Source organism: Gluconacetobacter tumulicola (assembly GCF_014174215.1).
Lineage (GTDB): Bacteria > Pseudomonadota > Alphaproteobacteria > Acetobacterales > Acetobacteraceae > Gluconacetobacter > Gluconacetobacter tumulicola.
Map to the genome: position 1 here is coordinate 40088 of NZ_JABEQL010000027.1, position 14647 is coordinate 54734.

At 66.8% G+C, this 14647-nt stretch carries 11 protein-coding genes; 9 read left to right on the forward strand and 2 right to left on the reverse strand.

Annotation, left to right across the window (positions count from 1 at the left end; all coding sequences use genetic code 11):
* Positions 1 to 13 precede the first annotated feature (13 nt).
* From HLH29_RS15770 to HLH29_RS15795, 6 genes are read left to right on the forward strand one after another with little or no spacing between them, the layout of a single operon-like run.
* Positions 14 to 973, forward strand: a complete 960-nt coding sequence (locus HLH29_RS15770; protein WP_182968339.1) for an ABC transporter permease — start codon at positions 14 to 16, stop codon at positions 971 to 973.
* A gap of 39 nt (positions 974 to 1012) precedes the next feature.
* Positions 1013 to 1849, forward strand: coding sequence for an ABC transporter permease (locus tag HLH29_RS15775; RefSeq protein WP_182968340.1), 837 nt, complete (start codon positions 1013 to 1015; stop codon positions 1847 to 1849).
* Complete coding sequence (locus HLH29_RS15780) at positions 1846 to 2859, forward strand: ABC transporter ATP-binding protein (RefSeq protein WP_182968341.1); 1014 nt, start codon at positions 1846 to 1848, stop codon at positions 2857 to 2859. Before HLH29_RS15775 ends, HLH29_RS15780 begins: the two co-directional genes overlap by 4 nt.
* Positions 2852 to 3862: an oligopeptide/dipeptide ABC transporter ATP-binding protein gene (locus HLH29_RS15785; protein WP_338030266.1), complete on the forward strand. Its 1011-nt coding sequence runs from the start codon at positions 2852 to 2854 to the stop codon at positions 3860 to 3862. Before HLH29_RS15780 ends, HLH29_RS15785 begins: the two co-directional genes overlap by 8 nt.
* Before the next feature lie 30 nt (positions 3863 to 3892).
* Entirely contained in the window at positions 3893 to 5221 is a 1329-nt protein-coding gene (locus HLH29_RS15790) for an NAD(P)/FAD-dependent oxidoreductase (RefSeq protein ID WP_182968343.1), read from the forward strand.
* Between the two features lie 24 nt (positions 5222 to 5245).
* Positions 5246 to 6880, forward strand: a complete 1635-nt coding sequence (locus HLH29_RS15795) for a peptide ABC transporter substrate-binding protein (protein WP_220791546.1) — start codon at positions 5246 to 5248, stop codon at positions 6878 to 6880.
* A 12-nt stretch (positions 6881 to 6892) separates the two neighbouring features.
* Here HLH29_RS15795 and HLH29_RS15800 read toward each other — a convergent pair whose 3' ends face one another.
* Positions 6893 to 8242 (reverse strand): PQQ-dependent sugar dehydrogenase, encoded by a 1350-nt coding sequence (locus tag HLH29_RS15800; RefSeq protein WP_182968345.1) that lies wholly within the window; start codon positions 8240 to 8242, stop codon positions 6893 to 6895.
* Between the two features lie 155 nt (positions 8243 to 8397).
* On the opposite strand from HLH29_RS15800, the gene HLH29_RS15805 reads away from it, so the two are divergent.
* Positions 8398 to 9786, forward strand: a complete 1389-nt coding sequence (locus tag HLH29_RS15805) for an NRAMP family divalent metal transporter (protein WP_182968346.1) — start codon at positions 8398 to 8400, stop codon at positions 9784 to 9786.
* Between the two features lie 143 nt (positions 9787 to 9929).
* Positions 9930 to 10526: an NAD(P)H:quinone oxidoreductase gene (gene wrbA, locus HLH29_RS15810; RefSeq protein WP_182968347.1), complete on the forward strand. Its 597-nt coding sequence runs from the start codon at positions 9930 to 9932 to the stop codon at positions 10524 to 10526.
* Between the two features lie 122 nt (positions 10527 to 10648).
* Here the strand turns inward: wrbA and HLH29_RS15815 are convergent, their stop codons facing one another.
* The gene (locus HLH29_RS15815) at positions 10649 to 13153 is read right to left on the reverse strand and encodes a phosphocholine-specific phospholipase C (RefSeq protein ID WP_182968348.1); all 2505 of its coding nucleotides are present in this window, start codon (positions 13151 to 13153) and stop codon (positions 10649 to 10651) included.
* Between the two features lie 245 nt (positions 13154 to 13398).
* Between HLH29_RS15815 and HLH29_RS15820 the strand changes: the two genes are divergently transcribed.
* Positions 13399 to 14481, forward strand: a complete 1083-nt coding sequence (locus HLH29_RS15820; protein WP_220791547.1) for a hypothetical protein — start codon at positions 13399 to 13401, stop codon at positions 14479 to 14481.
* The last annotated feature ends 166 nt before the right edge of the window (positions 14482 to 14647 follow it).

Here is a 14647-nt window from a genome sequence, read left to right on the forward strand (position 1 = left end):
GCAAGGATATGCGATGACAGAAACGTTCGTCTCCCGGCTCGTCCGTATGGTCGTCACCCTGGCGATCGTCTCTGTCACCGGTTTTCTGCTGCTGCATCTGGCGCCCGGCGATCCACTGGCGCAGTTTGCCTTGTCGCCGGGCATGACGGCGACTCAGTTGGGCGTGATCCGGCACCAGATGGGGCTCGATGTTCCCCTGCCTCTTCAGTATCTGATCTGGGTGAAGGGGTTGCTGGTCGGCGATTGGGGGCGTTCGTTCCGCGATCATCAGCCGGTGCTGACGGTCATTTTCGGTCATCTGGGCGCCACGCTGGAACTGGCCGGCACCGCCAGCCTGCTGGCGACGTGGGTGGGCGCGTCGATGGGGATGTACGGGGCCTTTCGCCAGGGGTCGCGTACCGACACGCTGATGACGGTTCTTTCCGTCGTTCTGCTGTCGATCCCGACCTTCTGGTTCGGCCTTGTCTTCATCTCGCTGTTCTCGGTGCGTCTCGGCTGGCTGCCATCGGGAAATATCCATGCGGTGGGGGGCGCCTTCTCGCTCGGCGATTATCTGCGGCATCTCTTGCTGCCGGCGGTCGTGCTGGCCCTCGGGTCCACCGCGATCTGGTCGCGCTATACACGCAATGCGGTGGCCGAGGTTCTGGGCCAGGATTACATCCGGACCGCCCGGGCCAAGGGATTGTCCCCCCGGCGCATTCGCTACCGGCATGTGCTGCGCAATGCGCTGCTGCCGATGATCACGCTGGCCGGACTGCAATTGCCTACCCTGCTCAGCGGGGCGCTGGTGACCGAGACGGTCTTTACCTGGCCCGGAATCGGCAGGCTGTTTCTCGATTCGCTCGAATATCGCGATTATCCGGTGGCCATGGGTATCCTCATGTTTTCCGCCGTGCTGGCCACCTTCGGCAGCATTGTCACCGACGCCCTCTATGCCGTCGCCGATCCGCGTCTTCGCGCGGGGCGCCAGTGAGGCGGGTGATGATGCGGGAATTCCGGAAAGGGTCGTGATATGCACACGTTTCGTCGCCTCATGAAGATCCGCACCGCCTCGGCCGGGCTGGTCATGGTGGCCGTGCTGGCCGTGGCCTGCACCCTGCTGCCGCCGTTGCTGCCCTATGATCCGCTGGAGATCGACCTGCATCATCGTTTCCTGCCGCCGCTTTCGGGCGGGCATGTACTCGGGACCGACGAGATCGGGCGCGATACGCTGGTGCGGCTGCTGGCGGGGGCCAGGACCTCGCTGCTGATCGGCCTGTCGGCCATGGTGCTGAGTACCGTGACAGGCTGCCTGACGGGCGGGCTGACGGGGTTCCATGGCGGCTGGACGCGGCGCGTCCTGATGCGGATCGTCGATTCCGTATTGTGTTTTCCGACCATTTTCCTGCTGCTGACGCTGGCGTCCTTCGGGCAGCCCGGTGCGCCGACCATTGTCGGGATCGTCTCGCTGGTGGCCTGGATGGAGGTTTCGCGCGTCGTCGACGGGCAGGTGCGGGCGCTGCGGGGCCGGGAGTTCGTGATCGCGGTCGAGGCCATGGGGGCATCGGGCGTGCATATGCTGCTGCGTGAGCTGCTGCCCAACATCACCGGCGCCATCATCGTCGTCTCGACGCTGAACGTCGCGCGCGCCATCCTGATGGAGGCCTATGTGAGCTATCTGGGCAACGGTATCCAGCCGCCGCAGCCCAGCCTGGGGGCGATGCTGAACGATGCGCAGGAATATCTGCGGCCCGACCCGTGGCTGGCCATCCTGCCCGGCCTCGTGATCGCGATCGCCGTCATCGGGCTGAATTTCGTGGGGGACGGGCTGCGCCTTGCGGTCGACCCGAGGCAGGGGCGCCGCGCATGAGCCGCCCGATCCTTTCGGTCCGCAAGCTGGCCGTGACGTTCGCGCAGGGCAGCGGCCCGGACATTCCGGCGGTGGAGGGGGCGAGCTTCGATGTCGGTGCCGGGGAGACCGTGGCCATCGTCGGCGAGAGCAGTTCGGGCAAGAGCGTGACCGCCATGGCGCTGCTGGGCCTGCTGCCGGCCGGGGCGGGCACCATCGTCTCGGGCCAGGCGCTGTTTAGGCGGGATGAGGCGCATGAAGTCGACCTGCTGGCGCTGCCCGAGCGGGAGATGCGCGCCTTGCGGGGGCGCGATATCAGCATGGTGTTCCAGGACCCGATGACCAGCCTGAACCCGGTCCTGACCATCGGCGAGCAGATCGCGGAAGTGCTGACGACCCATGACGGGCTGACGCGCCGGCAGGCCCGCGCGACGGCCGTCGACCTGCTGGCGCGGGTCGGGCTGCGCGACCCGGGGCAGATCGTCTCGCACTATCCCGGCCAGCTTTCCGGCGGCATGCGCCAGCGCGTCATGATCGCCATGGCGCTGGCCTGCCGTCCCCGGCTGCTGATCGCCGACGAACCGACCACCGCGCTGGACGTGACCGTCCAGGCCCAGATCCTGGCGCTGTTGCGGCAGCTTCAGGCAGAAATGGGCATGGCCATCATCTTCATCACCCATAATATCGGCGTGGTGGCGCAGATTTCGGACCGGGTCGTCGTCATGTATTCGGGACAGGTCGTCGAGAACGCGCCGGTCCGCGACGCGCTGGACGGCCCCCTGATGCCCTATAGCAGCGTGCTGTTCCGCACCGTGCCGACCTATGACGCCGTGCTGGCCCGGCGCAGGCGGCTGCCCACCATTCCGGGCCATGTGCCAGACCCCCGGCACCGTCCGCAGGGCTGCACCTTCCATCCGCGCTGTGCGCATTTCCGCCCCGGCGTGTGCGACATGTTCCGGCCGTCGCTGGAAGCCGCGCGGGAGGGGCATGAGGTGCGCTGCGTGCGCTGGCAGGAGATTGCCCGTGGCTGATCCGACCGCGCCGCTGCTGGACGTGCGCAACCTGACGAAGATCTACCCGCGCAGGAAAGGTCTTTTTGGAAAGGGCGACGATTTCGTCGCGCTGGACGATATCTCGTTCACGGTCGCGCGGGGCGAGGTGCTGGGCATCGTGGGCGAATCCGGATCGGGCAAGAGTACCGCAGGACGGATCGCCATGGATATCCTGCCCCGCACATCGGGGCAGGTGCTGTTCGACGGGGTCGATCCCGATGGCATGGACCGGCGGCAGCGCCGGGCCTTCCGCCGCCGTGCGCAGATGATCTTCCAGGACCCGTATGCGTCGCTGAACCCGCGCATGACGGTGGAGCAGCTTCTGCGTACGCCGCTCGCACTCCACGGGTTGACCGCCGGTCCGGCGGAGGATCGCCGGAAGCTGGTGGCGGCGCTCGACCTGGTCGGGCTGCCGGAGACGCTGCTCAACCGCTATCCGCACGAATTCTCGGGCGGGCAGCGCCAGAGGATCAACATCGCCCGGGCGCTGATGCTCGACCCGGCGCTGGTCGTCGCCGACGAGGCGGTATCGGCGCTGGACGTGTCGGTGCAGGCGCAGGTCGTCAACCTGTTCATGGACCTGCGCGAGCGGCTGGGCATTGCCATCGTGTTCATTGCCCATGACCTGCCGGTGGTGGGCGTCATCTCCGACCGGATCGCCGTGATGTATCGCGGCCGCATCGTCGAACTGGGGGAGACGGTGGCGATGTTCACGCGTCCGCGCCACCCCTATACCGCCATGCTGCTGAACGCTGCCCCGGCGCCGGACAGCGCGCCAGCCGGCCCGATGGCGGCGCGGTTGCCGGCCGAAGAGACGGATGGGGCGGGAGGGTGCGCATTCCGTCCCCGCTGCCCCTTCGCCATTGCGGCCTGCGCCACGGGAAAACCGCCCGTCCGCATGCTGGAGGGGGGGCACATGACCGCCTGCCTGCGCGACGAGCTGGTGATCGACGGTCCGCTCGCCGGGCAATCCTGCCGCTGAGACCTATTCACGACAAGTGGAAGACAGATCATGGGACCTGAAGTCGTCACCATCGAGAGCGATACGACCCTGCCGGCCTCGACCGACATTGTCGTCATCGGCGGGGGAATCGTCGGCGCCAGCACGGCCCTTGCGCTGAGCCGGAAGGGGATTGCCGTCACCCTGTGCGAAAAAGGCATGATCGGGGCGGAACAATCCAGCCGCAACTGGGGATGGGTGCGCAAGAACGGGCGCGATGCGCGCGAAATTCCGCTGATGGTCGAAAGCATGCGTCTCTGGCACGGGCTCGGTCCGCTCGAACAGGCCGATACCGGCTTCAAGGTGACCGGCGTGCTTTCCGTGGCGGTGAGCGAGGCCGACCAGGCGCGCCATGAACGCTGGGCCGAGAATTCCCGCATCTGGCAGACCGGATCGCGCGTGATCTCGCCGGCGGAGATTGCGGAACTGCTGCCGGGCGCCACGCGTACGTTCCGCTCCGCCCTGTACAATTCGACCGATGGGCGGGCCGAACCGCAGAAGGCCGCGCCGGCCATTGCGGCCGCCGCCCGGGCGCGCGGCGCGCATATCCTGCAATCCACCGCCGTGCGGGGGCTGGATATCGCGGGCGGGCAGGTGCGGGGCGTGTTTACGGAAAAAGGGCGTATCGCCTGTAGTGCGGTGGTGGTCGCCGGCGGGGCGTGGTCGCGCCTGCTGCTGGAGAACCATGACCTGACTTTGCCGCAGCTCAAGGTGCTGGCCTCGGTCGCCCGGACCTCGCCGATCGAGGGACTGCCGGAGGTGAGCGCCTATACGGGCAAGGTCGCCTTTCGCAAACGCGATGACGGCGGCTACAATTTCGCCCAGTCCGGCACCGTCGTGGCGCCCATCGTGCCGGATACGATCCGTTTCCTGCCGAAATTCCTGCCGGCGCTCCGGGCCGAGCGGCGGGCGCTGAAGCCGCGCCTGGACCATCGTTTCATGGAGGCCGTGCGGCAGCCCCGGCACTGGTCCATGGACCGGCCGACGGTGTTCGAGCGGGTGCGCACGCTGGACCCGGCACCGGTCGCATCCCTGCTGAAACAGGCCGAGGAGGCCTTCCTGAGCCTGTTTCCCAAGGCGGCGGGGATGAAGGTGGTGCAGACATGGGGCGGCATGATCGACGTGCTGCCCGATGCGGTGCCGACCATCAGCCCGGTGCCGGGTGTTGCCGGGCTGATCGTGGCCACGGGCTTCTCGGGCCATGGGTTCGGGATCGGCCCGGGGGCGGGGCAGCTTGCCGCCGACCTGGCGACGGGGGCGGACCCGGTCGTCGACCCTTCGCCCTTCCGCTGGACGCGCTTCACGGATGGCTCGAAGATTCAGATCGACGTCGGTTTCTAGGAACGTTCGATGCGGAGATCCAGGATGTATCCTCTCGGCCGCCGGGCATTCGTGGGCGGGCTTGGCGCGGCGCTTGCCCTGCCGGGGCTTGCCGGCGGGGCGGGTGGCGCGGCACCCCGGGGGCGGCGCGGCGGCATCGTCGTTGGGCTTTCGCAGGAGCCGACGGTCTTCAATCCGCTGTTTCCGCATATCGAGGTGGATGACGGCGTTCACATGAACCTGTTCAGCCCGCTCTGGTCCATCGACGAGACGGGCATGTTCGTCCCCGAACTGGCGGCCGACATTCCCACGCAGGACAATGGCGGCATTTCGGAGGATGGCACCGTCTGGCGCATCAGGCTGCGGCCGGATGTCGTCTGGCATGACGGCACGCCGTTTACGGCCGAGGATGTGCGCTTTACGCTCGGGCTGCTCCACGATCCGGATTCCCCGGCCTATTCGCGCGCCGGGCACGAGCTGGTCACGGATGTCGCCGTCGTGAGTGCAACGGAAATCACGTGGCGGATGAAGGAGAGTTCGGCGTCCTATCTGTCGCAGCTTGCGAACATGTTCGTCGTGCCGGCGCATCTGCTGGGCCGTGAGCGCAATTGGAACGCCTCTGCCTTTTCGCAGCATCCGGTGGGCACCGGTCCGTTCCGCTGGGGCAGCCGGGTGCCGGGCGACCAGATCACGCTGCTGGCCAATCCACGCTACTACCGGCCGGACGAGCCGCATGTCGAGACGCTGATCTTCAAATACATCCCGGACCAGACCGCCCTTTTCACCCAGTTCGAGGTCGGTGCGATCGATTATCTGGGCATGCAGGGCATTGCGCCGGATCGCTACCGGGAGGCCCTTGCCCTGCCGGCGGGGCGGCGGATCGAGATCGCGCCGGCTGCTGCCGCGGGCATCGTGGCCTTCAATCTCGGCCGGCCGCAGTTCCAGGATCTGGCGGTGCGCGAGGCGCTCTATCTGGCGCTGGACAAGGAGGAGATCATCGCGATCATCCTCGAGGGGCTGCCGCATGTCAGCGAATCCTATGTGCCGCGGGAATCCTTCTGGTTCAATCCGGACCTGCCGGCCCATCGCCATGACCCGGCGCGGGCGCGGGCCGTGCTGGATGCGGCGGGCTGGCGCCCCGGCCGGGACGGGATACGCAGCCGCGACGGCGTGCGGCTGGAATTCGGCAATGCCTCGACCTCGGGCGATCCGCTCCGCCAGCAGATGCAGCAGGTGATGCAGGCGCAGTGGAAAGAGATCGGCGCCGCGATGTCGCTTCACGACGCCCCGCCGGCCATCACCTGGGGCAGTAGCTGGACCCATTCGCAGTTCGATACCGCACTTGTGGACATCGACTTCATGGTCGGGTCGGACCCTGAATGCTCGCTGCATTTCGACAGTCACCAGTCGGTCGCCAGGGGCGGCGTCGGCAGCAATGTCTTCCAATACAGTTCCGCCATCGCCGACAGGCTGATGGTCGAGGGCATGCACGAGCAGGACAGGATGAAGCGGCGGGAGATCTATCGCACGCTGCAATCGGTCATCCGGCACGACCTGCCCATCCTGCCGCTGTACCAGCGCAGTTCGATCGAGGGGGTGAAGTCCGCGCTGGTGGGATACAGGAGCAATATCAACGTGCGATCGAACTGCTGGAATATCAGGTCCTGGTACTGGACCTGATATCGGCTGGCGTCAGTCGCGCTTTCGTTCCGTGCCCGTTACCCGCCACACGGTATTGCCGACATCGTCCGCGACCAGCAGGGCGCCGGATCTGTCCAGGGTCAGCCCGACGGGGCGGCCGTGGACATGCTCTTCGTCGGCGGTGAGGAAGCCGGTCAGCACGTCGCGGGGCGGGCCGGAGGGGCGGCCGTCGGCGAAGGGGACGTAGAGGACGCGGTAGCCGCTCTTGGGCTTGCGGTTCCATGAGCCGTGCTGGGCGACGAACAGGCCGCTGCGCCATTCGTCGGGCAGGCTGCTGTCCTGCGAGAAGGCGATGCCCAGCGAGGCCGTGTGCGGGCCCAGCGCGTAATCGGGCGCGATGGCGCTGGCCACCAGGTCCGGCCGCTGGGGCTGGACGCGGACATCGACATGCTGGCCGTAATAGCTGTAGGGCCAGCCGTAGAACGCGCCCTCCTTCACCGACGTGATGTAGTCCGGCACGAGGTCGCTGCCGATTTCGTCCCGTTCGTTCACCGCCGTCCACAGGATGCCGGTCCGGGGCTCCCACGCCAGCCCGTTGGGGTTGCGCAGGCCGGTGGCGAAGGGGGTGAGCGTGCCGGTGGCGATGTCGAACCTGTCGATCCGCGCACGGCCTTCCTCGGCTTCCATGCCGTTATCGGCGACATTGCTGTTGGAGCCGATGGTGACGTAGAGCGTGCGTCCGTCCGGGCTGGCCAGGATGTTCTTGGTCCAGTGGTGGTTGTATCCGGCCGGCAGGTCCGCGGCTTTCTCGCCCGGGGCGTCGATATGGGTTTCGCCCTCGTGATAGGGGAAGCGGACCAGGGCGTTGGCATTGGCCACGTAGAGCGTATCGCCGACCAGTGCCATGCCGAAGGGCGAATAGAGATGGTCGAGGAAGACGCTGCGCTGGTCGGCGAGCCCGTCGCCATTGGTATCGCGCAGCAGGATGATGCGGTTGGGGCTTGGTGCGCCCGCGCCGACGCGGCCCATGATCAGGCCGGCGATGCGGTTTTTCAGGGTCTTGATATCGGTGCCGGGCGAATTGGATTCCGCCACCAGGATGTCGCCGTTGGGCAGCCTGTACAGCCAGCGCGGATGGTCCAGTCCGGTTGCGAACACATGCACCGCCAGCCCTGGTGCAGGGACGGGGGCCTGCGTGCCCTGCCAGCCGACGGGGGTGGCGATGTTGACCGTGGGCATGAAGGTCGGGTTGGGCGGCAGCAGGATCGGATTGGGGCCGGTTCCGGCCGCGACCGACTGCCGGGCTTCTTCCGGCGAGAGGATGGCGCGGCAGCCGACGGCCGCCAGCAGTGCCAGGACGCCGGTGCCTGCCAGGAGAAGCCGGAGATGGGGACGTGTCATGGCAATGGCCTCGCATTCTGTGGCTCCGCGCATGCGTTTGGAGCCGGTGACGACAAGATTGGGTCGATCATCATGCGGTTTCGCGTGAGAGTGCAACCATGTGGGGCCTGGGATAGGATGATATCCGCATTCGACCCGATGAAGCGAGCAGCAGAATGAGAGCGCGGAAAACGCCCCCGGACGGGGGGGAAGGCGGGGCGGCGGCATCGCCCGGTGGGGACGAGGGGCCGGTTGTGCCTGCCGGGGGGCGGGGGGCGGATGATCCCGAACTGCCCAGCCCGGTGGTCGGGCCGAGCCGGCCGCCTCTGTTTCGCGTGCTGGGGCCGGGGCTGATCACCGGCGCGTCGGATGACGATCCGAGCGGGATCGCGACCTATTCGCAGGCCGGGGCGCAGTTTGCCTATGGGCTGTCATGGACGCTGCTGTTCACCTATCCGCTGATGGTGGCGGTGCAGATGATCAGCGCGCGGATCGGGCGGACGACGGGGCATGGGCTGGCCGGCGTGATCCGCCTGCATTGTCCGGCCTGGCTGCTGAGCGGGGTCGTGCTGCTGCTGCTGGTGGCGAACATCATCAATCTGGGCGCCGATCTGGGCGCGATGGCCGATGCGCTGGGGCTGCTGCTGCCGGCGCCGCATGCGCTGTATGTGCTGCTGTTCTCGGCGATTTCGATCTCGATGCAGCTCTTCCTGCAATATACGCGCTATGTGGCGGCGCTGAAATGGCTGACGCTGGCGTTGTTTGCCTATTTCGCCGCGCTGGCCTGCGTGGCGGTGGATTGGCGGGGGCTGGCCTGGCATCTGGTCTGGCCCGGCCATGCGCTGACGTCGGGCTATCTGACGACGCTGGTGGCGATCCTGGGGACCACGATCAGCCCTTATCTGTTCTTCTGGCAGGCGTCGGAGGAGGTCGAGGACCTGCATGTCTATCCCCAGCGCGTCGACCTGGTCGATGCGCCGTCGCAGGGCAGGCGGGCGCTGCGGCGCATCGAGATCGATACGCTGGTGGGCATGGGATTCTCCAACCTGGTCGCGCTGGCCATTCTGGTGACGACGGCGGCGACGCTGAATGTCCATGGCGTGACCGATATCCAGACCTCGGCGCAGGCCGCCGAGGCGCTGCGGCCGATCGCGGGGGAATTCGCGTCGCTGGTCTTCACGGTGGGCATCGTGGGCACCGGGATGCTGGCAGTGCCGGTGCTGGCGGGATCGGCCGCCTATGCCGTGGGGGAGGCGCGGCAATGGCCGACGGGGCTGGAGCGCCGCCCCAAGGAGGCGCAGGCCTTCTACGCCACGCTGGTGATCGCCACGCTGATCGGCATGATCATCAATTTCGCGCCTGTCGATCCGATCCGCGCGCTGTTCTGGAGTGCGGTGCTGAACGGGGTGACGGCGGTGCCGGTCATGGTCGTGATGATGGTGGTGGCGGCGCGGCGGGATGTGATGGGGCGGTTTGCCATTCGCGGCCCGCTGCGATGGCTGGGCTGGATCGCGACCCTGCTGATGGGCGGGGTGGTGCTGGCGATGTTCGGCGCTTTGTTGTGATGGGGTGAAATGGCGTGACCGGTAAAAGACGGAAACCGTGGGTTTCCGTCTTTGGGTACTGCCGTCTGGTGGGGTGGGCCGTATGGTCCGGAATGTAACGTTCGCCCCCCAGAAAACGGCCCCGAGGCCGGGAAGAGGTCACGATGACGAAGCTGCTGGTTCTCTATTATTCCACTTATGGGCATGTCGAGACGATGGCCGGGGCCGTCGCCGAGGGGGCCCGCGCGGCGGGCGTCGAGGTCGATATCAAGCGCGTGCCGGAGACGGTGCCCGAGGAGATCGCGAAGGCGCATCATTTCAAGCTCGACCAGGCGGCGCCGGTCGCGACCCCGGCCGATCTGGCGGAGTATGATGCCATCATCATCGGTGCGCCGACGCGCTTCGGGCGGCTGCCGGCACAGATGGCGGCCTTCTGGGACCAGACGGGTGGGCTGTGGCTGAAGGGTGCGCTGGTCGGCAAGGTGGGCGCGGCCTTTACCTCCACCGCCAGCCAGCATGGCGGGCAGGAAACGACGCTGTATTCGCTGCTGTCCAACCTGATCCATCACGGCATGGTCATCAGCGGCCTGCCCTACAGCTTCCAGGGTCAGTTGAAGCTGGATGAGGTGACGGGCGGCGCGCCCTATGGGGCGACCACGCTGGCCGGTGGCGACGGGTCGCGCGCTGTGAGCGAGAATGAACTGGATGGCGCGCGTTTCCTCGGCCAGCATGTTGCCGGGCTGGCGAAGAAGCTCACCTGAGCCTGCCCGAAAATGCGCGCCGGTGGCGATCCGGCGCGCCTTTTCTGCGCCCTTCATGTGATTGCCAGAGGCTGTTTGAAAAGTCGCGTCGGATCGCCGGCAGGGCGACTTTGCAAACAGCCTCAGGTCGCGCCCATGGTGGGGTCGGTCCGTCCGGGGTGGCCGGTTTCGACCCGGCCGGCGAACTGGTAGGCCAGTTGGGGCTCGGCCGGGGTGGTGAGCGTGATGTCGTACCACATCGCGCCCGGTGCCAGGTCGAATGCTGCCGTGGCAGTTTGGCCCGGGGTTACGCGCAGTGTCTGCCTCGCGTCCCGGTGGCCGGCCAGGGTGCAGGCCAGGGTGATGGTCCGGTGGCTGGTATTGGTCACGCGCAGGACCAGGTCCCGGCCCCTTCCGTGCAGATATCCGCATTCCGCCTGCAGGCACAGCCCGCCCTGCCGGCCCTTGAAGCGGCGATAGAATCCGTTGGGGGCGTGGACCGACACGTCATACTGCCTGCCCGCGAATGACGTCAGGTCGAAGGCCACGTCGAGCGTGTCGCCGGCTGCTACGGCGTAGGTGCCGGCCTGCATGGCCCCCCTTTTCCTGGTGCCGTCCAGGGCGACGCCGTGGCGGTAGATATTGAAGGGCAGGCCCGCCGCGCGGGCACCGTACAATTTTTGGCCGGCGTGCAGGCGCAGCGCGAACTGCTCGCCATCGGGCGTCAGGCCGCCGTCGCAATAGGGTTCGTAGGGCAGGGCGCAGGAGGGGCGGCTGCCGGGTTCCTGCCGCACCATGGTGCGCAGGCTTGTCGGATTGGCGCGCAGGGCGGCCAGTTCCCTTGCGTGCAGTGCGCGAAAGCCGCCGGGCAGGGGCTGGTCGCGGGCTTGCTCGATGGTCTGGAGATGCGCGTCGCGGTCCAGATAGGGCAGGGCGGGCACCGTGCCGTCATAGGGGCGGAAGCACGATGTGAGGTCGCCGCTGATCGCGCGGCGCCAGGGCGAGATGTTGGTCTCGGTGACCGTCTTGCCGAATTTCTGCTGGATGAAGGTTTCCAGGAATTGCAGGGTCGAGCTGTGCTCGAAGAGCTGCGAGTTGACCCAGCCGCCGCGGCTCCAGGGCGAGGCCACGATCATGGGCACGCGGAAGCCCAGCCCGATGGGCCCGGTGCGTGCCAGGCGGGGGGGAACGCCCCGGTCCTCTTCGTCGCGGGCGGAGGTATATTCCAGACCGTCCGGGCCGATCGCGGCCGACGAGCGGCCGGTTTCCGGACGGTAAGGGTCCGGCGCCGCGTAGGAACAGCCATGGTCGAAATAGCCGTCATTCTCATCGTAGGTGATGAGGAAGATGGTCTTTTTCCAGATTTCCGGATTTTCGGTCAGGATATCCATGATTTCCGACACGTACCAGGCGCCGTACCATGGTGAGGTGGGGTGGTCGGAAAAATGCTCGGGCGCGGCCAGCCATGAGACGGTGGCCAGTTCGCCCGTGCGCACATCCTGCCGGAACTGGTGCAGGATATCGCCCTTGGGGGCGTCCATGTGCCGCTTTCCTTCATCGTCGGGGAAGGACAGGGTTTCGAGGGTCCTGTAATTTGGGTCGCCGCTGTTGATGACGAACGCCTTTTCGAACAGGGCGCGTTCTTCCGGCCGGAGTTTTTCCACCGTGCGGCCGGCCGAGGCGCGGCGGTGGGTCAGGACCGCCAGCAGGGCCCTTGCTTCGGCCAGCTGTTCGTCCCGCGTTTCGGAGACGAGCATTTCCTGCGTCATCAGCCGGTCGATATGGTCCGTGCAGTCGCTGATGCGGGCCTCGAGCCAGTCGCTGAAGCCGGGATTGGCCGAGACGCAATATTGATCGAAACATTCCAGCACGTTGCAGCCGAAATTGGACAGCCACGCCCGTTCCGGCCCGGTCATGCCGCCGGTCTGGGAGAGTTCGTTCTGGTAGAATTTCCAGGAAATGCCGGCTCTCTCCAGCCGTTCGGGGAAGGTGGTCCAGTTCATGCCGCCTTCCAGGATTTCGCCATTGCGCATGTAGACCCTGGAATCGGTCGCCTGCAGGTCGCGGACGGTGCCGGTCCAGAACAGCAGCCGGTTGGGGGTCGTGCTGGTCATCGCGCCGCAATAATGCTGGTCGCAGACGGTGAAGGCATCGGCCAGCGCGTAGTAGAACGGCAGGTCCTCGCGCGTGTAATAGCCCATCGTCAGCGGATAACGCGCATAGCCCGCGTGCTGCGAGGCCTTGGCGTCGATCCAGCGATCATGGCCGCCATCGTTCCATGCATCGACCTGGCTGTCGCGGGAATGGGGGATGGAGCCCATCCAGGTGATGCGCGTGTCGCGGATGTTCAGCCGCCAGGGCAGGTAGGTATGGCCCGAAGCCCCGGACTGGGCGAAGACCGGATTGCCGTTGGCAAGGCGCAGCGCCCTGGGATCGTTGAAGCCGCGCACGCCCTGCAGCGTGCCGAACACATGGTCGAACGACCGGTTTTCCTGCATCAGGATCACGACATGCTCGGCATCCTGCCAGGTCGAGCCCGGATCGGGCGCGATGGCGAAGGCGCGCCGGATCGCGTCGGGCAGCGTCGCGGTGGCGCCCGCCGCACCGGACAGGAGAGCGTATTTGAGGAAGTCGCGGCGTGTCGTCATGATCGGCTCAACCCATGCGTGTCCCTGGTGGCGGAATCCCTGTCGGTGGGATGCCACATACGGCATGGGGCCGCATTTCCATTGTGACAATTCGATGAAACCGGGCCGGGGGCGGCGGGTTCCCCGGCGCGCCGTCACCGGCCCGACATTGCCAACTTGTCAGGAAAAATGATCTGGAAGCGCATTGGAAATGCCGGCCCGGTGATCTATGGCGCTTCAGGCGCCATGACCGATATCCGGGGACCATGACCAGGACCATTCGTTTTCTTCTGCTGCTGCCCTGCCTGTCCGGTCTGCAAGGATGCTACGAAATCGGGCCCACCCGGCTGGACCGGGACCAGAGCGATTATTCGCGCGCGCTGACCAGCTCAGGCAAGCAGCAGACGCTGCTGAACGTCGTGCGCCTGCGCTATGCCGACACGCCGGGCTTTCTGGACACCACCCAGATGATCTCGGGCTATCAGCTGCAGCGCAATCTCTCTGTCGGGATCGGGACCTATTCGCTGGCCAGCCGGCCCTATGGCGGCGCGGGCATGCAGGTGCAGGAAAGCCCGACCTTCACCTTCCAGCCCGTGACCGGCGATGCATACGCGCAGAGCATCCTGCGCCCGCTGCCGCCGGGCAACCTGCTGCCGCTGGCCATGGGCGGGCTGCCGATCGACGTGCTGTTCCGGCTGGCGGTGCAGTCGATCAACCTGATCAGCAATGCGGGCTCGCTGGGTGGGGATGTGGGGCGCGGGTCGCCGGTGTTCTTCGACCTGATCTACGATCTGCGCCTGCTGCAACTGGCGGGGCTGCTGGGCATCCAATTGGAGCGCAGCCCCACCGCCACGGCCACCGACAAGGACGGGGCGGCCGACCGCGTGTTCCTGTCGATCGCCTCGACCGACGATCCGGACCTGGCGCGGGTGGTGCATGACACGCGCCGCCTGCTGGGCATGGCGCAGGATGACGAGCGGGTGGAGGTCGTCTATGGCGGCGGGCGGCCGCGCCGGGGGCAGATCCGGCTGCTGACGCGCACGGTGCTGGGGGTGCTGGGGCAGATCGCCTACCAGATCGACGTGCCGGAGGAGGATATTACTTCGGGCCGCACGCGCCCCACCATCCGGCTGGTCGGGCGGGAAATCCGGCCGATCGTCGTCATTCACGTGACGAAGGAACGCCCGGAGGCGGTCTTCTCCTGGACCAACTACAATCACAAATTCTACTGGATCGCGGACGACGATTTCGACAGCAAGCTGGCCTTCACCATGCTGCAGATCCTGCTGGAGCTGTCCAAGACCAGCAAGGGGCCGAATACCATCGTCACCATTCCCGCCAACGGCTAGAGCCGGCCTGGAAATGCGCGCTGGTGGCGATCCGACGCGCGCTTCCTGTGCTCCGATGCTCATGTGTGGACGGCCCTGGGAAAGCAAGAGGGATCTGGCTGATATGTGAGGATCGGAGCGATTGCGGTCATGTGTCCGGCCTGTTGGTGCGGGCTCATGCCCGCGG